Origin of the sequence: Sulfitobacter undariae, from assembly GCF_014196805.1 — a bacterium.
Classification (GTDB): domain Bacteria; phylum Pseudomonadota; class Alphaproteobacteria; order Rhodobacterales; family Rhodobacteraceae; genus Sulfitobacter; species Sulfitobacter undariae.
On the sequence record NZ_JACIEI010000014.1, the window covers coordinates 26,821 to 50,739 of the forward strand.

The window sequence follows — 23,919 nt, forward strand, 5'->3', positions numbered from 1 at the left end:
CAGCGTTGAGAAGGTGAAAAAAGTGGCAGAGCCTAAACAGAATACTCTCTTTGTCAGCACCCTTGCAAAAGGCCTACAAATTCTGAGAGCGTTTGACGAAACCCACACCGAACTGTCTCTGACCGAGCTGGCCAAAATCACCGCGCTAGAGAAAAGCGCCGTTCAGCGCCTTGCCAATACCCTGCATCTGGAAGGCATGTTGGACAAAGACCCCACAACCCGACGCTACCGACCGTCTCACGCGTGGTTGGAGCTGGCTTATTCGTATTACTGGTCAAATCCTTTGGTCGCACATGCGATGCCCAAACTCATTGATCTGTCACAACGCATCGGCGAGACCGTTAACCTCGCCGAGCTGTCGGGAAGCAGGGTAATATATTCTGCACGCCTGCCCTGCACCCGTACTATTTTTGCGGCCAGTATTCCGGGCCGAACAGTGCCTGCCTTGAACACATCATCGGGACAGGCCATTCTGGCCACCCTTCCCCGTCATGAGCGCGAGGCGGCAATTCGGGATTGGCCGCTTCATGAATACACATCGCGCACGACCTTGGATCGTGCAGAAATTGCGGACCAAATCGAACAAGTTATCCAAACCGGATACGCCATTACGCAAAACCAGATGATTTTGGGCGAGATCGCTGTGGCCTGCGCCATTCGCGGCCCCAGCTCCATAGGAGTTGCTGCGGTACAATGCTCGATCTCGACCCACCATTGGGATGAAGCACGGATCAAATCAGAAATCTTGCCTTGGCTTTTGGATGCTGCCAATGCCATCTCTCCGACGTTGCGGCCTTAGCCCATCCGCCCTTAACCGCTTGCTGATTCAAGTAGACTCACGCCTATGCGTCAATTTGGACCAATTGCCCCCACTCAACTTTGGACTATTATCCCCCTCAACAAGTGCCACCACACTGGTCCAATGACCAGCGCGTGCGCCTAGAGAGGTTTACCATGTTTTTCGACATCTCTGCCCTTGATCTTGCGAGGTTTCAGTTTGCCTTCACTGTCTCGGCACATATCATTTTTCCGGCATTCTCCATCGGGCTCGCCAGTTTTCTGGCGGTGCTGAACGGGTTGTGGCTTTGGAAACGTGATGAAGCCTTCTTGCGACTTTTCGACTATTGGAAAACCATCTTTGCCGTCGTGTTTGGCATGGGCGTCGTGTCGGGCATTGTCATGTCCTATCAATTCGGCACCAATTGGTCGGTCTTTTCAGACAAGACAGGACCGATACTTGGGCCATTGATGGGCTACGAGGTTCTTTCTGCCTTTTTCCTTGAGGCCGGTTTTTTAGGTGTCATGCTATTTGGCCGCGACAAGGTCGGCGACCGAATGCACATGGTTGCCACTACCATCGTTGCGATAGGCACGCTGTTTTCAGCGTTCTGGATTCTCAGCGTGAACAGCTGGATGCAAACCCCCCAAGGGTTTTCGATCAACGATGTCGGACAGTTTGTTCCTGAGGACTGGTGGGCAATTGTCTTCAACCCCTCCTTCCCCTACCGCTTGGTGCATATGGTGCTGGCCGCCTATCTCACCACTGCTTTTGTCGTGGGCGCTGTCGGCGCGTGGCATCTTTTGCGCAGCCGCGACAGCCGCGGCGCGGCCATCATGTTTTCCATGGCAATGTGGATGGCATTGATTGTAGCTCCGATCCAGATCGTTGCAGGTGACATGCATGGGCTCAACACACTGGAGCACCAACCCGCAAAAATCGCCGCGATGGAGGGCCATTACGAAAGCTTTCCCGAAGGCCGCGCACCGCTGATCCTATTTGGCATTCCCGATGACGAGGCTGGCGAAACCCGCTACAAAGTCGAAATTCCGCTGCTCGGCTCCCTCATCCTGACTCATAGCCTTGATAAACCCATTCTCGGACTGGATGCCTTCCCCGAAGACGAGCGGCCAAAATCAGCCCTGATTTTTTGGACCTTCCGTATCATGGTTGCCATCGGCTTTGGCATGTTGGGCATCGGTCTGTGGTCAGCGTGGGCACGCTGGCGCGGGCGCCTCTATGAGGCGACATGGCTGCACCGTGCGACAGTGGTGATGGGGCCATCCGGCTTTCTTGCCGTGCTCAGCGGTTGGATCACCACCGAAGTTGGCCGCCAGCCCTTTACCGTCTACGGGTTACTGCGCACCGCTGACAGTGCGGCTCCCCTTCAGGCCGAAGCTGTTGGCGCTTCACTGATTGCCTTTATCATCGTCTATTTCTTTGTTTTCGGCTCTGGTACATTTTACGTCATGCGCCTGATGTCCAAACGGCCCAAAGACGGCTTGAACATGGATGATATCGGTCCGACACGCGCTGCTGGCATCACCCCGGTTGCTGCCGAAACACACCAGAAGTCAGGAGAGTAAGCCATGATATTTGAATTGTCATTCATCTGGGCGGGCCTGATTGCCTTTGCCGTGTTTGCCTATGTTTTACTCGATGGATTTGATCTGGGAATCGGCATCCTGTTTCCCCTGCTCAAAGACCGCGAGGAACGCCACCTAGCGATGAACACCATCGCGCCTGTCTGGGATGGGAATGAAACATGGCTTGTGCTGGGCGGCGGCGGATTGTTCGCTGTGTTTCCACTGGCCTATGCCATTGTCATGCCTGCACTATACCCGCTGATCATTGCGATGCTGTTGGGCCTGATCTTTCGCGGTGTCGCATTTGAGTTTGTGCATCGGACCAAGCGCATGCAAACGTTTTGGGAAGTTGGGTTTTGGGGCGGTTCATTGGTCGCGACAATTGCCCAAGGCATGGCGCTTGGCGCATTGGTGCAAGGCATCGCAATCGAGGGCCGCGCCTATGCAGGGGGCAACTGGGATTGGCTCACCCCATTTTCAGCGCTGACAGCTTTGGCGTTGGTGGTCGGCTACGCCATGTTAGGCGCAACATGGTTGATGCTTAAAACCGAAGGGGCCACATTTGAACGTGCCCGCCGCTTTGCACGCCCCCTTGGCGTCGGGCTTTTGGCTTTGATCGGCTCTATCAGCTTGATCACACCGTTTCTACGCCCCGAGTATCTGGCGCGTTGGTTTGGCTGGCCTTCAGGTATCTGGAGCGCAATTGTTCCCTTGCTTCTCGCCCTTGCCGTCTGGCAATTGTGGAAAGGCCTGCGCGATGGTGACCATGCGCGCCCCTTCCTCGCAACGGTAGCGATCTTTGGGCTGTCCTATGCTGGGCTTGGCGTGAGCTTTTATCCCAACCTTGTGCCGCCCTCCCTGACAATCGTCGAGGCCGCCGCCCCTGATAAGTCACTCGCATTTCTGCTGGTGGGCGCCTCTGTTCTGATCCCAATGATTCTAGGCTACACAGCCTATTCTTACTGGGTCTTTCGCGGCAAAGTGCGTCCAGAGGACGGGTATCACTGATGCGGCGCTGGATTTGGTTCATTGGACTATATGTTGTCAGCATCGTGGTTCTGGGCTCCATCGCAATGGCCATCCGCATGACACTGCTCTGAAACCCAGTGCCGTGACGATTATTGACACTGCCGCCGACCTGCCGGACAACTCCCTTAGGTTCACCGCGATACGCGGGGATGCGAAAAAGGATCGCAGGCAACCCCTGCAGGGATGTTCAGATGAAAAATGGTGGCCCATTCGGGATCTACACAAGTGACAAAAACTATGAGCTTGGTTTTTGCACCGTTCCCCCGAAAACCAACCAGATCTGGGAAAGCCCCCAACCCGGAAGGTTCCTGATCCCAACCCGTGACAACTGCCTTGCGGGCGAACAGCCGCTTTCCCGCCTGCACCCTTCCGAAAACGTGCCAAACCCCGTCCAGATTTCCAATAGAGGGGACAGGCTTGCGCTACTCTTCACGCTCACACTATCGGCCGCTTCTAGTCTGATCTTTTTCGGCAGCCGCGCACAAGGAACCCACCTGTCGTCTTCCGACGTTGATCTTCTCATCATCACGCCCGACTGCGACTACGTTGGTGCAACGCATGGGGCGCTTTCCGTCTACACCGTCCCTCCAGAAGAGGCACTTCGACGGGTACGCAATGGGGATCTGTTTTTTGGCAGCTTACTGCAAACCGGTCAGCCCCTTTTTGACCCGCAAGAGCGTTTCGATGCTCTGACAAAAGCATTTACACCTCGCCCGCAACCCACCGCAAAGCGCGCGGCACAAGCCATTGGCACCCTAATGCTAAAAGACAGTTTGTTTGCCAGATTTCCCGAATTTGTCATTGGCCGTGCCTTGTGGTGCTTTCGCACGATCCTACTCGCCGAAGGGGAAAACCTGTTTCTCCTCCCTCATTCCATTCATGAAAAAGACCGTATTGCGCATGACCTTCTGATCGCAGCACGCAATAAGAAGGTGACAGCACAAACCGCTGCATTCGACGCTTTTACTGCATTTATGACCGGTCGCCGTTTGATAGAAGAAGACTGGTTAGACAAAGATTTTAACACTTGGAAAACCCGCTTTGAGGCATCTGGAAATGCCGCAGGGCTAAAGACTTTAACCATGCTCGAAGCACTTGCAAAACGCGCTTAGGCACCGCCTTTCTCAGCACTCTACACCCGCCTCCACAAGCGGAGACAATAGGCCCAAACGAAATACCCTATAAAAAAAGTTGGTTAATTTTTCGCCGCAAAGACAGCATTCAACCAACTGTTTTTAAATAATAAATACTCCACCCCCATCGAAACTCCCACCGAATCCACTCCCTATCAACCCTGCGGGAGCCTTGAACAGATAATCGGAATCTGCCATCACACGCTCAATTGGCTACCCGCCCCGATTTCGACTCAACTGACGTAGGGCGGGGGATGCTTTGGTTATTTTCTCGGACGGGAACGCATATGAAACGGCTTGGCATAATTAGTATTGTACCTTTGATCGCAGCCACATTAGGCGCCCCTTTGGCTGCTCAGGAAAATGATATGGCGGGCAAAATATCGGTTGAGCTGAATGCAGCGCAAACTGCTGATAACTCGTGCCAACTCACCTTTATGATTACCAACGGGCTGGCGACGCAAATCGATAAAGTAGTTTATGAAACTGTCCTGTTTGAGAAATCGGGTCAGGTAAATCGCTTGGCCCTATTTGATTTTGGCACCCTGCCCCCTGCTCGCCCCAGAGTACGTCAGTTAGTGCTGCCTCAGATCACCTGTGAGCAATTAAGCCGTGTTTTGTTCAATGGCGCGAACACCTGCGATGGTGAAGGTCTGGCCGAAGGAGTCTGCGCCAACAGCTTCACCCCTTCCAGCCGCACCGACATTGAGGTGTTGGGCTGATGTTGAATATCTCTCAATGGCTTGAGCCAATCCGTCAAATCGCCGAAATTGGTGGCCCCGTTGTTGTGATCCTGATGTCTGTTGGCGTCCTGACACTTGCGATCACCTTTTACAAAGTCTGGCAATTCTGGATGGCAGGCGTGGGTCGCCATCATGCCTTGCGCAACGCTGTTACCGCGTGGGATGCTGGGGACCGCACAGGTGCACGCACCGCACTCGACCGCTCCACCAGCTATCTCGCCCCCGTTATAGACAGCGCTTTTTCCGCAACGCCACAAATGGAAACACGCCTTCAGGCAGACGCTGAAACACGTTTCGCAAAACTGGAAAGCGGGTTTCGCTTCCTTGATTCCGTTGCACAGCTTGCCCCGCTTTTGGGCCTGTTCGGCACTGTTTTGGGCATGATCGAGGCGTTCCAATCTTTGCAAGATGCCGGTGCCCAAGTTGACCCTTCCATCTTGGCGGGCGGTATTTGGGTGGCCCTGATGACCACTGCTGTCGGCCTTGTCGTTGCGATGCCAACCGCCCTGATCCTGAGCTGGCTGGAAAGCCGCGTCGAGGCAGAACGGGTGATTGCAGACAAAGCAATCATGACTGTTCTACAGCCTGTCGGTGCCTCTGCCTCTCGTGAAACATCCGACGGAATGGTGCCTGCACATGGCTAAGGCCCGTCAACGGCGGCGCAGATTGTCTATGACCTCCCTCATTGATGTCATCTTCTTGCTGCTGTTGTTCTTCATGTTGACCTCGACCTTCTCAAAATTCTCCGAGGTCGAATTATCTGCGGCAGGGTCTGGCGCAGCTGCCACGTCAGACAAGCCCCCTTTGTTCATGCAGCTGGGCACAGATCAGCTTCGCCTGAATGGCAACGGGTTGGCCCTGACCGATCTGGCGACATCTTCGTTGGCACAAGCCGAAGAAGGCACTGTTTTGCTTGTCAGTCTGGAGGCCGAAGTGGATGCTCAGCGCTTAACTGATTTGCTTGTGGCCCTGCGTGGCTTGCCGCGTTTACGCGTCACGGTTTTGGGGTCTTGATCCATGCGTAAATTCGCCAAATCCAAACCCCAACGTGAACCCACCATCGCATTGATCAACATCGTCTTTTTGATGCTGGTGTTTTTCATGGTGGCGGGCACGCTGTCACAGCCACTTGATCCTGCACTACGCCTTGTTGAAACCCGCGATCTTGAAGGGCGTGCGCCGCCTGATACTTTGGTGATCCATTCTGATGGCCGCATGGCCTATCGCGGCGATGATCAGCAGAACGCAACCGCCTTTGTCGAAGCCTTGAGCGAAGAAGAGCGCGCTGTAGTGCGTCTGGTTCCTGACCGCGCATTGCCTGCAAAAACGCTGGTCTCTCTCACCCGCGAGTTACGGACAGCAGGGGCACAAAAAGTAATGCTGGTCACAGAAAGAGGGCTGCAATGATAGCCAGTTCAAAGACAGCCAAGGCCTTGTCCTTCATCCTTTCGACTGTTGTGCTTGTCGGTGGCATGGTGCTGGCTGCGCCTCCGATGAAAGTCGAAATAGAGGGCGGCGGCGAGACGGCGGCGGCAAAAATGGGCACGAGCTTTGAGGATATGGCGGTAGGCACGCTCACTGCCGAACCCGCTGAAGACATAGCCGAAGCACCCGCCCCAGCCGATACTGTCGAAACGGTCACTGCGGTGCAAACCGTGCAGCCCCAGACGACGCCCAGCCCACAAGTCACGCCCACCGTACCTGCCCCTGACGCTGTTGTCGCGATGGCGGCGATACCGCTTGCCCCGACCCCACTGGCGGCGGCGCAGCCGACCATGCCCCCCCAGATTGAGACGCCGACGATTACAGCCCAAGACCCCGCATCTGCCGCGCCGCCCCAATCGGTACGGCCCACACGGCGTGACCCCGAGAAAGCCGCCGCAGTGGTTGCAGCGCGTCCAAAACCCCAAAAGGTGGCCCGCCCCGCACCTGCGCGCAAAAAACCAGCGGCCCAGCCCCGTGGCAATGCCAAACGCAACAACACACAGGGTGCTGCAAATGGCAGCGACAGACAGGCCAAAGCAACAAGCCAAGGCACCACCCGCAAGAAGGCCACGCAAAGCGGTAACGCCGCGGTCAGCAATTACCCGGGTCAGGTCATGCGCCGCATCAGCCGCGTGTCCAAACCACGGGTAAAATCACGCGGTACGGCAGTCATTGCATTTTCAATCGGGTCCGGTGGGGGCCTTGCACGTGTATCAGTTGCCCGCAGCTCCGGCTCCTCTGCTCTGGATGCTGCTGCCGTCAACGTCATCCGCAAAGCAGCACCTTTTCCCGCACCACCGCGCGGTGCCAAACGTCAGTTTTCGATCCGCATCAAGGGCCGCTAAAACGCCGAAGCAAAGCCCACCTTATAGCAAGGCTGGCTTTGCTTCGTTTACCAATTACAATTTAACCTAACGCATATCCCGCACCGCGAATGGTACGGATTTGATCGCCCTCGCCGCTGCTGTTCAGCACTTTGCGCAACCGCGCAATGTGAACATCAACAGTTCTGGTATCCACGTAAATTTCACGGCCCCAGACTCGATCCAACAATTGATCACGAGACCAAACGCGTCCGGGCTTTTCCATAAAAGTCATAAGCAGGCGGAACTCGGTCGGGCCCAGTTTCAATTCATTTTCACCGCGAAACGCTTTGTGCGTTTCGGCATCCAGCATGATGTCGTCATAGATCAGATACTCTCCCGCTGCCCCGGGGCGCGTGCGGCGCAATTGGGCTTTGACGCGGGCCAGTAACTCAACGAGGGAATAGGGCTTAACAACATAGTCATCCGCCCCGATCTCAAGCCCTCTAACCTTGTCTGCTTCTTCAGTACGGGCAGACACGATGATAACCGGCGTCAGGCGAAACGCCGGTTTCATTTTTATTTGACGACAGATTTCAATTCCTGACGTCCCAGGCAGCATCCAATCCAAAAGGATCAGATCTGGACGCTCCTCTTCTACCAGCATGACGGCTTCGTTGCCATCACCTGTTTTGATGACACGAAAACCCTCCCGCTCAAGATTGTAAGAGAGAACTTCCCTTTGTGCGGGCTCGTCCTCTACCACCAATACAGAAGGTTGGGCCCGTGTCATTAGCCCTTGCTTTCCGATGTATCCACAGCAGGAACGTCTTGCTTTGGACGGTCATCATCAGGCATCTGGCCCGTGACCAAATAGATGGTCTGTTCCGCAATACCTGTTGCATGGTCCCCGACACGTTCAATGTTTTTCGCAATGAAATGCAAATGCATACCCACCGCGATGTTACGGTGATCTTCCATCATATGCGTCAGCAAGGACCGGAACAGCGTGTTGTAGATTTGGTCGGCTTCCTCATCGCGCGCAATGATTTCGCGTGCCTTTTCCAAGTCGCGCTGCACAAATGCGTCCAACGCATCTTTGATCATGGCTTCGACGAATTGCGACATCCGCCCCAGCGACGCCAACGTACCGTTGATCTCATTGCTGTCAGCCATCGCGATCGTGCGTTTGCCCATGTTCTTGGCATAGTCACCGCAGCGCTCAAGATGAGAACTGATTTCCATGACGGAAAGAACAGTGCGCAAATCGCTAGCTGTAGGAGAGCGGAGCGCGATCAATTTCGCCGCATCTGTCTTAACAACTTGATCAAGCTCATCAATGAAACGGTCGCCTTTGCGAACCATAGCTGCCTTTTCGACATCACGGGTTTTCAAAGCAGTGATGGCATCTGCCAATGCCGCCTCAACGAGACCGCCCATTTTGATGACACTAGCCTGAATGCTTTCGAGGTCCCGATCAAACGAAGACACAATATGTTTATCGTTCATAAGTCTATTCCTTATCCGATCTTACCGGTGATGTAGCTTTCGGTACGGCTGTCTTGTGGGTTGGTGAAAATTTGGTCTGTGTCGTTAAACTCAACCAGATTTCCGAGGTGGAAAAAGGCGGTTTTCTGGCTCACCCGTGCAGCCTGCTGCATGGAGTGGGTCACGATCACAACCGAGTAGTCACGGCGCAATTCGTCGATCAACTCTTCGACTTGCGCTGTTGCAATAGGGTCGAGAGCTGAACAGGGTTCATCCATCAGCAGGATTTCAGGCTCTGTTGCGACAGCGCGCGCAATACACAAACGCTGCTGCTGACCACCAGAAAGACCCGTACCGGGTTTATCAAGGCGGTCTTTTACCTCGTTCCAGATGGCACCGCGGCGCAAGGCTCTTTCAACGATCTCGTCAAGATCAGTTTTGGATTTTGCCAGCCCGTGGATACGTGGGCCATAGGCGATGTTATCATAGATTGACTTGGGGAAAGGGTTTGGTTTTTGGAAAACCATCCCAACCTGTGCGCGCAATTGAACAGGATCGATTGATTTGTCGTTGATGTCTTGGCCATCCAATTCGATCTTGCCAGTCACACGGCAGATGTCGATCGTGTCATTCATGCGGTTCAAGCAGCGCAAGAAAGTAGACTTGCCGCAGCCCGATGGCCCGATGAAGGCGGTTACCGTTTTATCCGCGATATCCACGTTCACGTCTTTGATTGCGTGCGTGTCGCCATAATGGACGTTTACATTGCGCGCAGTGATTTTTGTATCTGTCATCTTCACGTCCCGTTCAATTTTTCTCATATCGTTCATTTTAATATCCTCTTTTGCGGAGCGCTTACCATTTGCGCTCAAACTTCTGGCGCAAGAAGATCGCGACTGCATTCATCATCACAAGGAAACCAAGCAGAACCAGGATGGCCGCAGAGGTCCGCGAAACAAAGCCGCGTTCGGGGCTATCCGCCCAGATGAAAATCTGGGTTGGCAATGCCGTGGAGCTATCAAACGGGCTGCTGGCTGCCGACGTGATAAAGGCATTCATCCCGATCAGCAAAAGCGGCGCGGTTTCACCCAAAGCCTGGGCCAGACCAATGATTGTACCGGTAAGAATACCCGGCATGGCAAGAGGCAGAACATGCTGGAAAACTACCTGCTGCTTTGAGGCGCCCAAACCAAGAGCCGCTTCGCGGATGGAGGGGGGAACCGCCTTGAGGGCTGCGCGGGTGGCAATGATGATCGTCGGCATGGTCATCAGAGCAAGTGTCAGACCGCCGACAAAGGGTGCCGAGCGCGGTAATCCGAACCAGCCAATGAACACCGCAAGAGCAAGCAAACCGAACACAACAGAAGGCACAGCCGCGAGGTTGTTGATATTGACTTCGATGAAATCGCTCAGCTTGTTCTTTGGCGCGAATTCTTCCAGATAAATGGCCGAGCCTATGCCCAGTGGGAATGCGATCAAGAAACACGTCAGCAAGGCCCAGAACGATCCAACAAGAGCGCCCTTCAGGCCCGCCAGTTCAGGAAAGCGCGAGTCTGCGTTGGTGAACAAAGCAAGGTTGAAAGGTTTGGAAATTGCGCCCTGCTCTTTCAAGGCATCAAACCACACAATCTCATTGTCTTTCACACGGCGCAGCTGCTCTGGTGTTTCACGGTCAATCAGCCCTTTGTTCAACTGGTCAAATGTATCAGCAACAGGCACCTTCATGGTAATAGTTTTACCAATCAGTGAAGGGTCAGCAACAACAAGGTCACGCAGTTCAAACTGTGCACCGTTAGACAAAATCCCCTCAACTCCACGTTTGGTTGCCCTGTCATCCATATCAACGCCGGGCAGCATTTGCCCCAAAGAGGCCGCCAAAGCATCATCAAAGTTACCGCGTGGCAACCGCGCTGGTGTCACTTCTTCTGGGTCAACGAAGACTTCGAATGTTAAATGCGTCTGCGTGAACGCATACCGGCCTGTGGACACAAGCGAGGACACCAGAATGAACAGCGTGACAAAGGCGATGGCGATTGCGCCAATCCCGATCCATTGCAAGCGCTTTTCTTTGCGGCGACGGCCCTTCAAAGAGGCCGCGACCAGTTCCTTTGAAGTGGGTTTGCGGGGGACGCCCGCACCATTGGAAATATCGGTCATATCCAGATCCTCAATCGTAGGCTTCGCGGTACTTACGCACGATGCGCAGCGCGAAAATGTTGATCAGTAGGGTGACAAGGAACAGCATCATACCAAGGGTAAATGCAGCCAGTGTCTTGGGGTTATCAAAGGAGGTATCACCGATCAGTAAGGTCACAATCTGAACAGTCACGGTTGTTACACTATCAAGCGGGTTGATTGTCATTTTGGCCATCAGGCCCGCAGCCATGACCACAATCATGGTTTCACCAATTGCGCGGCTCACGGCCAGTAGAACACCCCCGACAATGCCGGGAAGAGCCGCAGGGAAAAGCACGTTGGTCATCATCTCGGCGCGGGTTGCCCCAAGGCCAAGCGCCCCTTCGCGCAATGTGTAAGGTACGGCAGACAACGCATCATCCGCAAAAGAAGAGATGAACGGGATCAACATGATCCCCATCACACTACCCGCCGCAAGCGCCGTGTTTGGTGCCACATCCAGGCCAATAGATTGACCCAGACTGCGAAGGGCTGGGGCAACAACCAGAATGGCGAAGAAGCCGTAAACAATGGTCGGAACACCCGCGAGGATTTCCAGCATAGGTTTGATGACAGAACGCAGTTTCTTTGGGGCAAATTCGTTCAAATAGATTGCCGAAAAGAGACCAACAGGCACCGCAACGATCAGCGCGATGAACGTGATGACCAATGTCCCAAGGAACACAGGCAGCCAGCCAAACGCGCCTTCAGCAGCAATCTGATCCGCGCGCAGCGGAATTTGCGGCTCCCAATTTGTGCCGAACAAGAATTCGGTGACTGGCACCGCATCAAAAAAGCGGAAGGTTTCATATGTCAGCGAGACAACGATACCGATTGTCGTAAAAATGGCGACGGTTGAGCAAAAGATCATCAGGCCCGTAACAATGCCCTCCACACCCTGACGGGCGCGAAATTGGGCAGAAACACGCGAGCGCGCAAATGCCATCAGGCCCAGCGCCATCAGCGCAACAGCAATGACCAGCAACCACGCAGAGCGGCCTTGTATCGCAACATATTGGTCTGCTGCGGCAATCTTCCAATCTTCAGGCGTGCCAAATATCTGACCGCGAGAAATAGATTTAATTTCAGCGAGAACCAACTGGGTACTGCCCGAGTCCAAACCGTCAAGAACACCGTCTTGTAGGCCGTTCATGACCATACGATCCATGACACTGCCTTGCAAAACCAGCCAAAGCAAAATGAAGGTCAGTACAGGCACAAGGATCAGCAAAGCTGAAAACAATCCGTGGTAGGTTGTCAGGGAATGAAGTTTGTTTCCGCCTTCGCGGATCGAACGTGCGGCAACGCGGTTGATTGCATAACCGACAATGACTGCAATAATGAGAAGGATAAAAGCGAGTGTGGTCATGGGCGTGTACTTTCCAAAAAATGCCCGGGGCGCAGATCTGCGCCCCGGGTCATCAGTCCGGGTCAGGACTTTATTCGGGAGCTGTCATGGATTTGGCGTTCAGAACTGCATCCTGAAGCTCGATGCGGCGCTCTTCGGCCAAGGCTACAAGACCACGTTCCGCCAAGTAACCGCCTGCTTCCAACGCATCATCCGACATGTATTCTTCGATGAATTCGTTCAGGTTGGCGATCACACCGCGGTGTGCATTCTTAACGTAGAAGTACAGAGGACGTGACACGGGGTAGGATTTGTCAGCGATTGAGTCGATCGTTGGCTCAACACCTTCAATTTTCACGCCTTTCAGCTTGTCCAGGTTCTCATACAAGAAAGAGTACCCAAAGATGCCCAAAGCATTTTTATCTGCTTCAAGACGCTGAACGATCAGGTTGTCGTTTTCGCCTGCTTCAACGAATGGTCCGTCTGTACGCATACGCGAACAGTTTTCTTTGACCCATTTGCTGTCAAAGCCACCTTCTTTTACATAGTCCAGCTCTTCACAGCCGCCATGTATCGCCAGTTCAACCCATGCGTCACGTGTACCGGATGTTGGGGGAGGGCCGTATGCAAGGATATCGATCGCTGGAAGATCAGCGTTGATTTCGTTCCATTTTTTATAAGGGTTATCAGCCCACTTGCCTTCAACAGGTACTTGCGCGGCCATTGCGAGGTAGATGTCGGCCAACGACAGGTCCCAGTCGAATTCATTGTCGCGCGAAACAACCAAGGACAGACCGTCAAAACCGATCAGCGCTTCGGTTACTTCTGTAACGCCGTTTGCTTGGCACAGCTCATACTCGGAGGCTTTCATAGCGCGTGAAGCACCGGTGATGTCTGGATGCTGTTCGCCAACACCGCCGCAGAAGATTTTCATGCCGCCACCAGTGCCGGTGGATTCAACGATTGGCGATGGTGCGCCAGTGTTGTTTGCAAATTGCTCTGCAACAGCTTGGGTGTAAGGGAATACTGTGGACGATCCAACAATGCGGATTTCGTCACGTGCAGCAGCGACAGTGGCAGAAACGGCAACGAGGGCCAGTGCCGAAACGGAAAGGGTGCGAAGGGACATAGTAACTCCTGATTAAACTTTTTGGGCCATAGCAGCAGACCCTGTGCACGGCCTACTGGGATTCTGTGACGCTTATGCAAAAGTTATGTTACGGTTTTGTGACAGATCAGGAGGACGCGGCTTTATCCCTAGGTTTCAGTTGTGCGGTCCCAAACCAACTGAATGCGATCATCAAAGCAGCGGCAGCCAGACAAAACGGCAGCCCTCCTATTTGATAGGTTAGCCCCGATAGAACTGTTCCCACCAAACGCCCCGCCGCATTGGCCATATAGTAAAATCCCACGTCCATTGTGACCCGCTTTGCATCGGTGAAGCTGAGGATCAGAAACGAATGCAGCGCAGAGTTCACGGCAAAAATACCGCCAAAAGCCAATAGCCCTAGAACAATAGTAACCGTGAGCGCGACAGAAGGTTCTGGCGTAAACCAAACCAAAGCAGCGAGAGTTGCAGGCACAAGGATCAGCACCCCCACCCATATCTTGGCCAGTGCCAAAATCTCTACCTCACTGCGGGACGCAGCCCTGAGGATACGCGGCGCCCATCCTTGCACAATCCCATAAAGGATCGTCCAAACCGCCATAAAGGTGCCGATCATAAAGAATGCTGCGCGGTTACCCTCTTCACTGCCATCCGACAAAACAGCGTAGAAATAGATGGGGATACCCACCACAAACCAAACATCACGCGCCCCAAACAGAAACAGCCGCGCGGCACTCAGCCAATTGATGTTGCGATTTTTCGAAAAGACTTCGGAAAACTTGGCGTCTTTACGCCCCACAGGCAGACCAGATGGCATCCCGATCACCACAGCGACCAAGATGACAAATAGAATGGCCGCCATACTGAGCACTGAAGGCACAAAACCAAATGCCGCCAGCAAAACCGCCCCCAGCAAAAAGCCACAGCCTTTGACTGCGTTTTTTGACCCCGTCAAAACCGCGACCCAGCGAAACAACCCGCCGCCCTCGGTTGGTGCTAGGATCTTCACCGCACTTTTGGAGCTCATCTTGGCCAAGTCCTTGGCCACACCCGATGCGCCTTGCACCAGCATCACAAAGACAACCGAGGCCGTGATCCCCCAACTTGGATCAAGCTGCGCCAACGCCAGCAGCGCGACCACCTGCAAGGACAACCCAGCATACAGCGTCGCAGTCAGCCCGAACCGTGCGGCAATCCAGCCCGCAGACAGGTTGGTGATCACGCCCGCAATTTCATAAAGCACAAACAGGTAGGCCAATTGCACAGGTGAAAAGCCAAGCGTGTGAAAATGCAGCAGCACCAACATCCGCAGCGCGCCATCGGTCAACATAAACGCCCAATAGGCCGCTGTTACAGTGATATAGGCCGCAAATCCGTCAGGGCGTGTCACAGCTTGCCGCCCACCATAAGCGCGACATCCACAAGGCGGTGCGCATAGCCGTATTCATTATCATACCACGCATAGATTTTCACCTGCGTACCATTCACAACCATCGTTGAAGGCGCATCAATAATACTGCTGCGCGTATCATTGGTATAATCGGATGACACCAAAGGCCGCTCTTCATAGCCAAGGATGTTTTTCAACGACCCCTCAGCGGCGGCTTTGAACAGGCTGTTCACCTCCTCAACCGTAGTTTCACGCGCCATCTCAAACACGCAATCGGTGATAGAGGCATTCAGCAAGGGCACCCGCACCGCATGGCCGTTCAACTTACCTTTCAATTCGGGATAAATCAGCGTGATCGCTGTGGCAGAGCCTGTTGTCGTCGGAATCAAGTTCGTCAAAGCCGACCGTGCACGCCGCAGGTCTTTGGCAGGGCGATCTACAATTGTTTGGGTATTGGTGACATCGTGAATTGTCGTTATCGACCCATGTTTAATGCCGATCCCCTCCAGCAGCACCTTCACAATTGGCGCAAGACAGTTGGTGGTACAGCTTGCTGCTGTGATGATCTGATGTGTGTCGGGATCATAGGTTTCATCATTCACGCCGTAGACGATATTGGCAGTTGGCCCGTCCTTGACTGGAGCGGATACAATCACTTTTTTCACACCAGCGGCAAAATACGGGGCCAGTTTGGCTTGGGTTTTGAACGCCCCCGTGCAATCAATCACGACGTCCACACCTTCCAGTGGAAGCTGCGCCAGATCACGGGTGGCGACCACGGGAATACGCGTGCCGTCAATTGTGACGGACGTGTCATCTGACGAGAATTCCGCAGGCCAACGCCCATGGACGGAGTCGAATTCAAGCAAATGCGCATGCATCGCCGCATCCCCGACTGCGTCATTGATAAAGGCAACTTTTGCGCCTTTTTCTAACAAAGGGCGTAGGGCCAGTTTGCCCATGCGGCCAAGGCCGTTAATTGCATAAGTTGTCATGGCGACACTCCTTGTTTGCCAGTATCTCTGCCGATCTCGTCGATTTCCAATTGCAACGCCCGACGCGACAGCGCCTCAAAAGGCAGCGTAGTGAATCTATTGATCCGGTTAGAAAGCACAGCATATGTTTGCTGAAAAGCCAGCCGTTTTTCTGCCTCTGACCCTACCACCTTTACCGGATCAGGCAGGCCCCAATGCCCCGACACGGGCTGCCCCGGCCAAAGCGGGCAATCCTCATTTGCGGCAAGATCACAAACCGTAAAGACAAAATCCATTTGTGGCGCGTCGGCACCCTGGAATTCCTGTATATTTTTTGACCGTAACAGCGCCACTTCGTGACCGTTGGATTTTAGCATCTCAACTGCATATGGGTTCAGTTCAGACCGCTGTGCCACACCCGCCGAATGGGCGGCAAACCTGTCGCCTGCCATATCACGCAAGATCGCCTCGGCGAAAACAGAACGTGCAGAATTGCCTGTGCAGACAAACAGCACGTTAAATTTATGATCCTCCGCGCAGGCACCCAACTGTGCCAGCGCGTTGAATTCAGGCGGGCAAAGATCAGCGCGCCCGCCACAACAATCCATGAAAATGCCCGACACAACATCGCGAGCGGCTTGCAGGTTGACGCAGTATAGCAACCGCGTGCCATCGCGCCGCTGCGTGATCAAACCAACTTGGGTCAGCGCCGAGAGGTAAACCGAAGCGGTGCTGGCCTTCAGGGTCAAAATATCTGCTATTTCACCCGCAGGCAGTGCATCTGGGCAGCGCCGCATGAGCAATCGAAAAACCGCCATCCGCTGCGGGTGACTGAGGGTCGCAAGCCGATCTGTGAGTATTAATTCCATATTTCATGAATAATGAAATTAGATCAGATTCGTCAACCCAAATCACTTCACCCCACCCGCGCTCCTTTGCTCCAGACGCCACGGATCAACGGTGTTTTCCCATGCAGCCTGACCCGCAGCAGATCGCCTCGTTTGCCTGCCTTCACCTGCCCACGGTCCTTCAGGCCACCCGCCTTGGCCGGATTATGGGTGACACAGGCAATTGCGCGTGGCAAATCCTGCCAGACATCCGCCAGCGCAAATGCAGAAAGCAACAGCGCCGCTGGAACGTAATCGGACGACACGATATCCAGCAAGTCTGCTTTTGCCAGTTCCAAGGCAGACACATTGCCCGAATGTGACCCGCCACGAATGATATTTGGTGCCCCCATCATCACCGATATACCACGCTCACGGCAGGCTTGCGCTGCCTCAACCGTTGTCGGAAATTCGCCAAACCGCACCCCGTTGACGAGCGAGGTTTGAACCTGCTCTGCGGTGGTATCATCATGGCTCGCCAGCACAGCCCCGTATCGGGCCGCCTCGGCCACCGCGCCCGCCTCGTGACGTGCGCCATTTTTACGGTGCAGTTCCTTGAGGTTGGCAACGTGCTCGTCAAATTCCGCGTCGTTCAGGCCGCGTTTCTTTGCAACATAGGTCTTAAGCGCACTCAAATCGCGGAATTGGCGCTGGCCTGGTGTGTGGTCCATCAGGCTGACGATGCCCACGCGGTCTTCTGGCCCAAAAAGCGCCATCTCCTCCAGCAAAGTCTCCGAGCAGATTTCAGCACGCAAATGCAAAAAATGGCTGATCCGAAACAATCCAGCGGCACGCGCCTCTAGAAGTTCATTCGCTAAATTACGGGCATAGGCATCATAACGTGCTTTGCCACCGTGAATGGAGCCGACGCGCAGCGCATCAAATACCGTGGTGATCCCCGTTGAAGCCAACTCTCCATCATGCGCAATCAACGCTGCCAGATGTGGCCAATCGACTTCTGGTCGCGGCTCGATGTGACGCTCCAGATTATCTGTATGCAGCTCCACCAGACCCGGCAGCACATAATCGCCCTCACAATCAACCGCACCCGTTGGGACGTAATCGCCCTCAACGATTTCAGTGATCACGCCGTCAATAGCGGTCACGCGGCCATACATGACACGATCAGGTAAAACGATCTGCGCATTCGCAAGGCAGACGTTGCCAGACATGTCAGTGTCATCTACGTCGGCCTCAGGGTTCGCGGCAAAATGGGAACTCATGTTATATACTCGCTTCGTAATAGGTTTTGTAATGCATGACAGCCCGCGATTTCGGATCTGGCCTGTGGGGGCGGCAGCAAACATCGCCCCGCCATAGACCCACTTCACGACAGTTCCATGACAACACTTGAAATTCAGGTTGAACTTTGACGAACCGCTTAATGCGCTCCACAGGTCACCTCCTGTGTGCGCAACGCCTCAACCGCCGCCAAAACAGTGTCATCCAATGCCCCGTCATTTGAAACGGAAATGACATTCAATCCAGCAGGCAACGGTTTCACAGCCTGCAACAACCGCTTTTCGATCTCAGCCGTTGTTTCACGCCCCCTGCCCGACAGACGTGCCGCCAGCGTTTGCGCAGATGCGGTAATCTGCAACACGATAAGAGTGGGAAACGCCTGTGATGCCTCGATCAGAACGCCACGCGATAGGTTTGCAAGGCAGGTGGCACCCTTTTGCACATCAGCCTGTGCAGTGACAGGCACACCGTAAAGCAAATCATGTGCCCCCCAATGAAGGCAAAATGCGCCTTGCTTTACCATGACGCGAAAGACATCGGGGCTGACTGCATCAAAATCCTCCCCGCCCAATTCTGCTGCGCGGGTGATTGTCCTACGTACCAGATTGATGTCGGGCATCGCGGCGCAAATACCTGCCATCACGCTGTCTTTGCCAACACCCGAGGGGCCGACGACAGCAATAAGGCGCCCCCCGCTCATGCTGCCGCCTGCGGAGAAAACCCTGTCACGTCGATCTCACGGTCACACACACGCGCACGGGCCGCTTCGTCGTGGAAAATCCCGATGATCGCCGCCCCCCGCGCTTTCGCGTCCTCGATCAATTCCAGAACCACGGCACGGTTTGTCGCATCAAGACTGGCAGTCGGTTCATCCAACAACATTGCGGGGAATTGATGGGCAAAGCCGCGTGCAATGTTCACGCGCTGCTGTTCACCACCCGAAAACGTAGTGGGCGACAACCCCCATAGGGTCTGCGGTATGTTGAGGCGCTCCAACAACTCCTGAGCGCGGGCTTTTGCCTTGTCTGCTGGCGTGCCGATTTTCAGCAAAGGCTCCGCCACCACATCCAATGTCGGCACACGTGGCACCACACGCAAGAACTGACTGACATACCCCATGACCTCGCGGCGCACACGGATCACCTCGCGCGGTTGGGCCTGCACCAGATCGACGTCACCCACACGAATGACCCCGCTTTGCGCCATATAGTTCCCATAAATCATCCGCATTAGGGTCGATTTACCCGAACCAGATGACCCCGTCAGTGCCACACATTCACCAGCGGCAACAGCAAAGGATACATCTGTCAAAACATCAATCACTGCCGCACCCTGATTGTGCAGCGTGAAGGTTTTATACACGTTTTCTAGTTCAATCATGATCTCACCTCAGACTTGCAGAACCGAGCTGACCAGCAGCTGGGTATAGGGATGTTGCGGGTCGTCCAACACTTGGTCGGTTAACCCGTTTTCAACAACTTGCCCCGATTTCATCACCATCAAACGGTCAGCCAACAGGCGTACCACAGCAAGGTCATGCGTGACGATGATCGCCGACAGCCCCATGTCGCGCACCAATCCACGCAGCAAATCCAGCAGACGCGCCTGCACCGACACATCCAGACCACCTGTAGGTTCATCCATAAACACCAGTCGCGGCCCCGTGACGAGGTTGCGGGCAATTTGCAAACGCTGCTGCATGCCACCCGAAAAGGTGGAGGGACGGTCGTCAATACGGCTGGAGTCGATCTCGACACGGCCTAACCAATCGGTAGCCTTATCGCGGATATCGCCATAATTCCGCGCACCCACAGCCATCAAGCGTTCACCCACATTGCCGCCTGCACTGACGCCCATGCGCAGCCCATCGCGGGCGTGTTGATGGACAAAGGCCCAATCCGTACGGCTGAGCATTCGGCGCTCAGGCTCGGACATCGTGACCGTATCGCGGGGGCCATTTACGCGAGTGTCAAAAACCACCTCCCCCGCATCTGGCGTCAGATGCCCTGCCATACAGTTCAGCAAGGTAGATTTGCCCGAGCCGCTTTCACCGACAATGCCCATCACCTCACCGGGGAACAGATCAAACGACACGTTTTCGCAGCCGATGTGGTTGCCATAAGTCTTGGCGATTTTACGCACACTCAGCAGAGGTTGATCGGTCATGCTGCGTCCTTTCCTTTGTGGCCTGCATTCTGGCGCGCTTCACAGAAATCCGTATCCGAGCAAACAAACATCCGTCCGCCTGCGTCATCTACAATCACCTCATCCAAATAGCTGTCTTCCGCAGCGCAAAGGCCGCAGGGGTGATCCGCCTTGGATGGGTCAAACGGGTGGTCTTCAAAATCCAGACTGGTGACACGGGTATAAGGCGGCAGCGCATAAATCCGTTGCTCGCGACCTGCGCCAAACAACTGAATCGCAGGACTGTTGGAGAGCTTCGGGTTATCGAACTTCGGAATCGGAGACGGGTCCATCACATAACGCGCCTCAACCTTAACCGGATAAGCATAAGCGGTTGCGATATGCCCGTGACGGCTGATGTCTTCATACAGCTTCACATGCATCAACCCGTATTCCTCAAGGCTGTGCATCTTGCGCGTCTCACTTTCGCGCGGTTCAAGAAAACGCAACGGCTCGGGGATCGGCACTTGGTAAACAAGGATCTGCCCCTCGCCCAGATCCGCCTCTGGGATACGGTGGCGGGTCTGGATCACAGTTGCTTCTGCCGTCTTGGTCGTCGTCGCCACTCCCGCTGTGTGTTCAAAGAACTTGCGGATCGAGACAGCATTTGTGGTGTCATCCGCCCCTTGGTCAATAACTTTGAAACGGTCCTCTGGTGTCAGCACCGCCGCAGATACCTGCACTCCGCCTGTACCCCAGCCATAAGGCATCGGCATTTCACGGCTGGCGAAAGGCACCTGATACCCAGGGATCGCCAGCCCTTTCAGGATCGCACGACGGATCATGCGTTTGGTCTGCTCATCCAGATAAGCAAAATTATAATCGGTCATAATATCCCTCGTGAGACAAGCTTTTGCTCTAGATCGTCCGCGCCAACGAAATGGATCGCATCCATCCCTACGAACTTTGCGCCGTCGCAATTCGCGGCAAGGTCATCAACAAAAATGCAATCCTTCGCGTCCAAACCAAACTCCTCTAGGCAAAGTTTAAAAATGGCGAGGTCAGGTTTCACCAGCTGATGTTCGCCCGACACAATTGTAGCTTTGATCAAGCGCACCGCAGTGCTAGCCGCCTTTACAGCCTCAAAGGACTCGCGCGCGGCATTGGTGATCCCATAGAGACCAACACCTTTTACATGCAGGCGTTCGATGATTTCGGTTGTGCCAGCCACAAGCGTACTATGGGCTGGCACTAATCCCGCCGCATAAGCTTCGTAAACATGCACGTATTCGGGATGCTGCACCTCCATAAGAGCGATGCCCTCTTCCCAACTGCGGCCACGGTCTTGTTCTTTGTTCCATGTCGAAAATCCGGTTTTTTCAAAGACATCTTTCATCTCGTCTTCGGTTTCGAACAGATGAGACAACGCAAGAAACGGGCGCCATTGAATGACAACATTCCCGTAATCGAAGATTACATTTTTCACTCATTCGCCTCCTGCTTTGGTGTGGCACCTGCATCGCGGCGTAGCTTGCGCACCAATTCCAGCTCGGACTGAAAGTCGACATAATGGGGCAGCTTGATGTGCTCCAAAAATCCGGTCGCTTGGATGTTATCCGAATGATAAAGAACAAATTCTGCGTCTTGCGCTGGGGCGCCAACATAATCCTCGCCCAATTCCTCCCACCGCAAGGCGCGATCGACCAAAGCCATAGAAATCGCTTTGCGCTCGGTCTGACCAAAGACCAAACCGTACCCACGGGTAAATTGCGGCGGTTCGGTTTTAGAGCCTTTGAACTGGTTAACCGTTTCACATTCCGTCACGGTAATTTCGCCAATATCGATGGCAAAGCCCAATTCGGGGATGTCCATTTCAACCACCACATCACCGATGCGCAATTCGCCCACAAAAGCATGGTTACGGGCATAGCCGCGTTGGGTGGAGTAAGCCATCGAGAGAGTAAATCCCTCATCCGCACGCGCCAATGCTTGCAACCGCAAAGCGCGGTCCGCAGGCATTTCCAACGGTTCACGCGTCAAATCGCGAGGCGTTGTATCATCATGCGGCGCCTCTTCGATCAACCCTTCACGGTTAAGAAACCCCGTGACATGGGGTACTTTTGCCTGTGCTGCTTCACGCTGGGGCGCTTGCGCCACTTCACCATCAGCGGCCAGTTTAAAATCCAACAAACGGTGGGTGTAATCAAACGTCGGCCCAAGGATTTGGCCCCCCGGCACATCCTTGAACGTTGCTGACACACGGCGGTCACAGGTCATATTGGCTGTGTCAATTGGCTGCGACGCGCCAAAACGTGGCAGAGTCGTGCGATAGGCACGGATCAGGAAAATCGCCTCGATCAGATCACCGCGCGACTGTTTGATCGCCAAAGCGGCAAGGTCAGGATCATACAGCGATCCTTCGGCCATCACACGGTTTACCGCCAGCGCCAGTTGCTCACGGATTTGCGGGACGGACAGTTCCATCACAGACGTATCGCCGCGCCGTTCTTCTGCTAACCACGCATGAGCGTTTTCAATCGCGCGTTCGCCGCCTTTTACTGCAACATACATCAGCGCACCTCTGTTGATCTGGGGAGCGCGGCAAGCCGGTCACCGCAAGTGAAAAAGAAATCTAAGCCAAGCGGGAATTGCGCCGCGTTTGTTTGAAAAGCAGAAACATCAGGCACAGCAAAATGCGCCTCATCCTGAATACCCGGCCCTGTGAGGGTGGCCCCTTCAAGACGCAACTCAGGCATTTCCACCACCAGAGTGGCAGAACGGTCGGGATATTCCGAGGTCCCGATTGGGAAAACGGACAGCGGCATCAGCGCCTCCCATGTGCCAAAGGCATAGGCGCAATCGGAGGCTGCGCAAATGGGTGCGCCCGTGTGAAACGTGATCCAGTCCCGCACAGCGCAGCAATCCACGTCACCCGCCAAATAGATCGGCGTATCCGTGTCGCATAGCGTCAACAGTACAACACCCGCCGCAACCGACAACGGCGCAGGCGGCTGTGCATCTTGAAGCACATGCACGGTCGCGGGGCGCGCCATTGCCTCCATCACACCGCGAAAGGCAGTTGCGGATTGAAGTGCGGGGTTACTGAAACCCCCTTCTAAGGATTGCGTATCCATCAGTCTTCGCCCCTTACCATGGTAAAGAAATCCACCTTTGTGGCGGCTGCTTTTGCTGCGCGTGTGGTGCGGGCTTCTGTGCGCTCGGCCTCCAGCACATTCAGCACGGCAACCCGTATGTCAGCCGCATTTTCCGTTTGCATCAGTGCATCTACCAATGCCGCCGCTTCGGCACATGCTTTACGGCGACCTTGAACATACCCGTGACCCACAGTGCCATCTGCCAAGCGCAAGCTACAGCGCGTCACCGTCACTTCGCCGAGGTTAAAAGGCGATCCAGTGGCACCGGCACGGCCTCGCACCATGACGCTGCCAATCTCTGGCATGCGCAGCCATGTGAAATCTGGCCGCGCCATGACCTGATCCAAAAGGGCCCCCACGCGCCCCTCTGGCGACTTGGCCAAAGTGCCTAACCATTCCTTGCGGGGGTTTATATCGTCGATGGTATCTTTCATCTCGACAACTTTTCCTATTACTATACAACTATACTTA

The 23,919-nt window shown here is 54.5% G+C and carries 27 protein-coding genes; 9 read left to right on the forward strand and 18 right to left on the reverse strand.

All coding sequences use genetic code 11. The features are described 5' to 3' along the window. Window positions 1-22 precede the first annotated feature (22 nt). From GGR95_RS19120 to GGR95_RS15030, 9 genes are all read left to right on the forward strand, one after another. On the forward strand, window positions 23-799 hold the full coding sequence (locus tag GGR95_RS19120) for an IclR family transcriptional regulator domain-containing protein (RefSeq protein ID WP_184567288.1): 777 nt from the start codon (window positions 23-25) through the stop codon (window positions 797-799). Window positions 800-954: 155 nt separating this feature from the next. Continuing rightward, the gene (locus tag GGR95_RS14995) at window positions 955-2,364 is read left to right on the forward strand and encodes a cytochrome ubiquinol oxidase subunit I (RefSeq protein WP_184567289.1); all 1,410 of its coding nucleotides are present in this window, start codon (window positions 955-957) and stop codon (window positions 2,362-2,364) included. Window positions 2,365-2,367: 3 nt separating this feature from the next. Then, a complete protein-coding gene (gene cydB / locus GGR95_RS15000) occupies window positions 2,368-3,372 on the forward strand; it encodes a cytochrome d ubiquinol oxidase subunit II (RefSeq protein ID WP_184567290.1) in 1,005 nt (334 codons plus the stop codon). 212 nt (window positions 3,373-3,584) lie between these two features. Then, window positions 3,585-4,505: a nucleotidyltransferase domain-containing protein gene (locus GGR95_RS15005; protein WP_184567291.1), complete on the forward strand. Its 921-nt coding sequence runs from the start codon at window positions 3,585-3,587 to the stop codon at window positions 4,503-4,505. Window positions 4,506-4,813: 308 nt separating this feature from the next. Beyond that, window positions 4,814-5,248, forward strand: coding sequence for a hypothetical protein (locus GGR95_RS15010; RefSeq protein ID WP_184567292.1), 435 nt, complete (start codon window positions 4,814-4,816; stop codon window positions 5,246-5,248). After that, window positions 5,248-5,913, forward strand: a complete 666-nt coding sequence (locus GGR95_RS15015; RefSeq protein ID WP_184567294.1) for a MotA/TolQ/ExbB proton channel family protein — start codon at window positions 5,248-5,250, stop codon at window positions 5,911-5,913. The genes GGR95_RS15010 and GGR95_RS15015 overlap by 1 nt, the downstream gene beginning before the upstream one ends. Beyond that, window positions 5,906-6,283: a biopolymer transporter ExbD gene (locus GGR95_RS15020; protein WP_184567296.1), complete on the forward strand. Its 378-nt coding sequence runs from the start codon at window positions 5,906-5,908 to the stop codon at window positions 6,281-6,283. Before GGR95_RS15015 ends, GGR95_RS15020 begins: the two co-directional genes overlap by 8 nt. A gap of 3 nt (window positions 6,284-6,286) precedes the next feature. Continuing rightward, window positions 6,287-6,676: an ExbD/TolR family protein gene (locus tag GGR95_RS15025; protein ID WP_184567298.1), complete on the forward strand. Its 390-nt coding sequence runs from the start codon at window positions 6,287-6,289 to the stop codon at window positions 6,674-6,676. Further along, entirely contained in the window at window positions 6,673-7,599 is a 927-nt protein-coding gene (locus GGR95_RS15030) for an energy transducer TonB family protein (RefSeq protein WP_184567300.1), read from the forward strand. Before GGR95_RS15025 ends, GGR95_RS15030 begins: the two co-directional genes overlap by 4 nt. A 61-nt stretch (window positions 7,600-7,660) precedes the next feature. Here the strand turns inward: GGR95_RS15030 and phoB are convergent, their stop codons facing one another. From phoB to phnG, 18 genes are all read right to left on the reverse strand, one after another. Then, entirely contained in the window at window positions 7,661-8,350 is a 690-nt protein-coding gene (gene phoB / locus GGR95_RS15035; RefSeq protein ID WP_184567302.1) for a phosphate regulon transcriptional regulator PhoB, read from the reverse strand. After that, window positions 8,350-9,066, reverse strand: a complete 717-nt coding sequence (phoU, locus tag GGR95_RS15040) for a phosphate signaling complex protein PhoU (protein WP_184567304.1) — start codon at window positions 9,064-9,066, stop codon at window positions 8,350-8,352. Before phoU ends, phoB begins: the two co-directional genes overlap by 1 nt. Before the next feature lie 11 nt (window positions 9,067-9,077). Then, the gene (gene pstB / locus GGR95_RS15045; protein WP_184567306.1) at window positions 9,078-9,875 is read right to left on the reverse strand and encodes a phosphate ABC transporter ATP-binding protein PstB; all 798 of its coding nucleotides are present in this window, start codon (window positions 9,873-9,875) and stop codon (window positions 9,078-9,080) included. A 25-nt stretch (window positions 9,876-9,900) separates the two neighbouring features. Further along, complete coding sequence (gene pstA, locus GGR95_RS15050; protein WP_184567308.1) at window positions 9,901-11,202, reverse strand: phosphate ABC transporter permease PstA; 1,302 nt, start codon at window positions 11,200-11,202, stop codon at window positions 9,901-9,903. A 10-nt stretch (window positions 11,203-11,212) separates the two neighbouring features. Continuing rightward, window positions 11,213-12,589, reverse strand: coding sequence for a phosphate ABC transporter permease subunit PstC (pstC, locus tag GGR95_RS15055; protein ID WP_184567310.1), 1,377 nt, complete (start codon window positions 12,587-12,589; stop codon window positions 11,213-11,215). A gap of 70 nt (window positions 12,590-12,659) precedes the next feature. After that, window positions 12,660-13,697: a substrate-binding domain-containing protein gene (locus GGR95_RS15060; RefSeq protein ID WP_184567312.1), complete on the reverse strand. Its 1,038-nt coding sequence runs from the start codon at window positions 13,695-13,697 to the stop codon at window positions 12,660-12,662. A 106-nt stretch (window positions 13,698-13,803) separates the two neighbouring features. Further along, window positions 13,804-15,066, reverse strand: a complete 1,263-nt coding sequence (gene arsJ, locus GGR95_RS15065; protein WP_184567314.1) for an organoarsenical effux MFS transporter ArsJ — start codon at window positions 15,064-15,066, stop codon at window positions 13,804-13,806. Continuing rightward, on the reverse strand, window positions 15,063-16,061 hold the full coding sequence (locus GGR95_RS15070) for an ArsJ-associated glyceraldehyde-3-phosphate dehydrogenase (protein ID WP_184567316.1): 999 nt from the start codon (window positions 16,059-16,061) through the stop codon (window positions 15,063-15,065). Before GGR95_RS15070 ends, arsJ begins: the two co-directional genes overlap by 4 nt. After that, the gene (locus GGR95_RS15075) at window positions 16,058-16,909 is read right to left on the reverse strand and encodes an arsenate reductase/protein-tyrosine-phosphatase family protein (protein ID WP_184567317.1); all 852 of its coding nucleotides are present in this window, start codon (window positions 16,907-16,909) and stop codon (window positions 16,058-16,060) included. Before GGR95_RS15075 ends, GGR95_RS15070 begins: the two co-directional genes overlap by 4 nt. 47 nt (window positions 16,910-16,956) lie before the next feature. Continuing rightward, the gene (locus GGR95_RS15080; protein ID WP_184567405.1) at window positions 16,957-18,099 is read right to left on the reverse strand and encodes an alpha-D-ribose 1-methylphosphonate 5-triphosphate diphosphatase; all 1,143 of its coding nucleotides are present in this window, start codon (window positions 18,097-18,099) and stop codon (window positions 16,957-16,959) included. Window positions 18,100-18,308: 209 nt separating this feature from the next. Beyond that, on the reverse strand, window positions 18,309-18,869 hold the full coding sequence (phnN, locus tag GGR95_RS15085; protein ID WP_184567319.1) for a phosphonate metabolism protein/1,5-bisphosphokinase (PRPP-forming) PhnN: 561 nt from the start codon (window positions 18,867-18,869) through the stop codon (window positions 18,309-18,311). Next, a complete protein-coding gene (phnL, locus tag GGR95_RS15090) occupies window positions 18,866-19,549 on the reverse strand; it encodes a phosphonate C-P lyase system protein PhnL (RefSeq protein WP_184567321.1) in 684 nt (227 codons plus the stop codon). The genes phnN and phnL overlap by 4 nt, the downstream gene beginning before the upstream one ends. Window positions 19,550-19,558: 9 nt before the next feature. Further along, on the reverse strand, window positions 19,559-20,335 hold the full coding sequence (gene phnK / locus GGR95_RS15095) for a phosphonate C-P lyase system protein PhnK (protein WP_184567323.1): 777 nt from the start codon (window positions 20,333-20,335) through the stop codon (window positions 19,559-19,561). After that, window positions 20,332-21,183 (reverse strand): alpha-D-ribose 1-methylphosphonate 5-phosphate C-P-lyase PhnJ, encoded by an 852-nt coding sequence (locus GGR95_RS15100; RefSeq protein ID WP_184567325.1) that lies wholly within the window; start codon window positions 21,181-21,183, stop codon window positions 20,332-20,334. The genes phnK and GGR95_RS15100 overlap by 4 nt, the downstream gene beginning before the upstream one ends. Beyond that, window positions 21,180-21,779: an HAD-IA family hydrolase gene (locus GGR95_RS15105; protein ID WP_184567326.1), complete on the reverse strand. Its 600-nt coding sequence runs from the start codon at window positions 21,777-21,779 to the stop codon at window positions 21,180-21,182. Before GGR95_RS15105 ends, GGR95_RS15100 begins: the two co-directional genes overlap by 4 nt. Beyond that, window positions 21,776-22,864: a carbon-phosphorus lyase complex subunit gene (locus tag GGR95_RS15110; RefSeq protein WP_184567328.1), complete on the reverse strand. Its 1,089-nt coding sequence runs from the start codon at window positions 22,862-22,864 to the stop codon at window positions 21,776-21,778. The genes GGR95_RS15105 and GGR95_RS15110 overlap by 4 nt, the downstream gene beginning before the upstream one ends. After that, window positions 22,864-23,427, reverse strand: coding sequence for a phosphonate C-P lyase system protein PhnH (phnH, locus tag GGR95_RS15115; protein ID WP_184567330.1), 564 nt, complete (start codon window positions 23,425-23,427; stop codon window positions 22,864-22,866). The genes GGR95_RS15110 and phnH overlap by 1 nt, the downstream gene beginning before the upstream one ends. Next, a complete protein-coding gene (gene phnG, locus GGR95_RS15120; RefSeq protein WP_184567332.1) occupies window positions 23,427-23,882 on the reverse strand; it encodes a phosphonate C-P lyase system protein PhnG in 456 nt (151 codons plus the stop codon). The genes phnH and phnG overlap by 1 nt, the downstream gene beginning before the upstream one ends. Window positions 23,883-23,919 lie beyond the last annotated feature (37 nt).

What these genes read in the sequence shown, in the direction of transcription:
- GGR95_RS14995 (WP_184567289.1), top strand. Translation starts at nt 955, where the DNA reads ATGTTTTTCGACATCTCTGCCCTTGATCTTGCGAGGTTTCAGTTTGCC.
- cydB (WP_184567290.1), top strand. Translation starts at nt 2,368, where the DNA reads ATGATATTTGAATTGTCATTCATCTGGGCGGGCCTGATTGCCTTTGCC.
- GGR95_RS15005 (WP_184567291.1), top strand. Translation starts at nt 3,585, where the DNA reads ATGAAAAATGGTGGCCCATTCGGGATCTACACAAGTGACAAAAACTAT.
- GGR95_RS15010 (WP_184567292.1), top strand. Translation starts at nt 4,814, where the DNA reads ATGAAACGGCTTGGCATAATTAGTATTGTACCTTTGATCGCAGCCACA.
- GGR95_RS15015 (WP_184567294.1), top strand. Translation starts at nt 5,248, where the DNA reads ATGTTGAATATCTCTCAATGGCTTGAGCCAATCCGTCAAATCGCCGAA.
- GGR95_RS15020 (WP_184567296.1), top strand. Translation starts at nt 5,906, where the DNA reads ATGGCTAAGGCCCGTCAACGGCGGCGCAGATTGTCTATGACCTCCCTC.
- GGR95_RS15025 (WP_184567298.1), top strand. Translation starts at nt 6,287, where the DNA reads ATGCGTAAATTCGCCAAATCCAAACCCCAACGTGAACCCACCATCGCA.
- GGR95_RS15030 (WP_184567300.1), top strand. Translation starts at nt 6,673, where the DNA reads ATGATAGCCAGTTCAAAGACAGCCAAGGCCTTGTCCTTCATCCTTTCG.
- phoB (WP_184567302.1), bottom strand. Translation starts at nt 8,350, where the DNA reads ATGACACGGGCCCAACCTTCTGTATTGGTGGTAGAGGACGAGCCCGCA.
- phoU (WP_184567304.1), bottom strand. Translation starts at nt 9,066, where the DNA reads ATGAACGATAAACATATTGTGTCTTCGTTTGATCGGGACCTCGAAAGC.
- pstB (WP_184567306.1), bottom strand. Translation starts at nt 9,875, where the DNA reads ATGAACGATATGAGAAAAATTGAACGGGACGTGAAGATGACAGATACA.
- pstA (WP_184567308.1), bottom strand. Translation starts at nt 11,202, where the DNA reads ATGACCGATATTTCCAATGGTGCGGGCGTCCCCCGCAAACCCACTTCA.
- pstC (WP_184567310.1), bottom strand. Translation starts at nt 12,589, where the DNA reads ATGACCACACTCGCTTTTATCCTTCTCATTATTGCAGTCATTGTCGGT.
- GGR95_RS15060 (WP_184567312.1), bottom strand. Translation starts at nt 13,697, where the DNA reads ATGTCCCTTCGCACCCTTTCCGTTTCGGCACTGGCCCTCGTTGCCGTT.
- GGR95_RS15070 (WP_184567316.1), bottom strand. Translation starts at nt 16,061, where the DNA reads ATGACAACTTATGCAATTAACGGCCTTGGCCGCATGGGCAAACTGGCC.
- GGR95_RS15075 (WP_184567317.1), bottom strand. Translation starts at nt 16,909, where the DNA reads ATGGAATTAATACTCACAGATCGGCTTGCGACCCTCAGTCACCCGCAG.
- GGR95_RS15080 (WP_184567405.1), bottom strand. Translation starts at nt 18,099, where the DNA reads ATGTCTGGCAACGTCTGCCTTGCGAATGCGCAGATCGTTTTACCTGAT.
- phnN (WP_184567319.1), bottom strand. Translation starts at nt 18,869, where the DNA reads ATGAGCGGGGGGCGCCTTATTGCTGTCGTCGGCCCCTCGGGTGTTGGC.
- phnL (WP_184567321.1), bottom strand. Translation starts at nt 19,549, where the DNA reads ATGATTGAACTAGAAAACGTGTATAAAACCTTCACGCTGCACAATCAG.
- phnK (WP_184567323.1), bottom strand. Translation starts at nt 20,335, where the DNA reads ATGACCGATCAACCTCTGCTGAGTGTGCGTAAAATCGCCAAGACTTAT.
- GGR95_RS15100 (WP_184567325.1), bottom strand. Translation starts at nt 21,183, where the DNA reads ATGACCGATTATAATTTTGCTTATCTGGATGAGCAGACCAAACGCATG.
- GGR95_RS15110 (WP_184567328.1), bottom strand. Translation starts at nt 22,864, where the DNA reads ATGTATGTTGCAGTAAAAGGCGGCGAACGCGCGATTGAAAACGCTCAT.
- phnH (WP_184567330.1), bottom strand. Translation starts at nt 23,427, where the DNA reads ATGGATACGCAATCCTTAGAAGGGGGTTTCAGTAACCCCGCACTTCAA.
- phnG (WP_184567332.1), bottom strand. Translation starts at nt 23,882, where the DNA reads ATGAAAGATACCATCGACGATATAAACCCCCGCAAGGAATGGTTAGGC.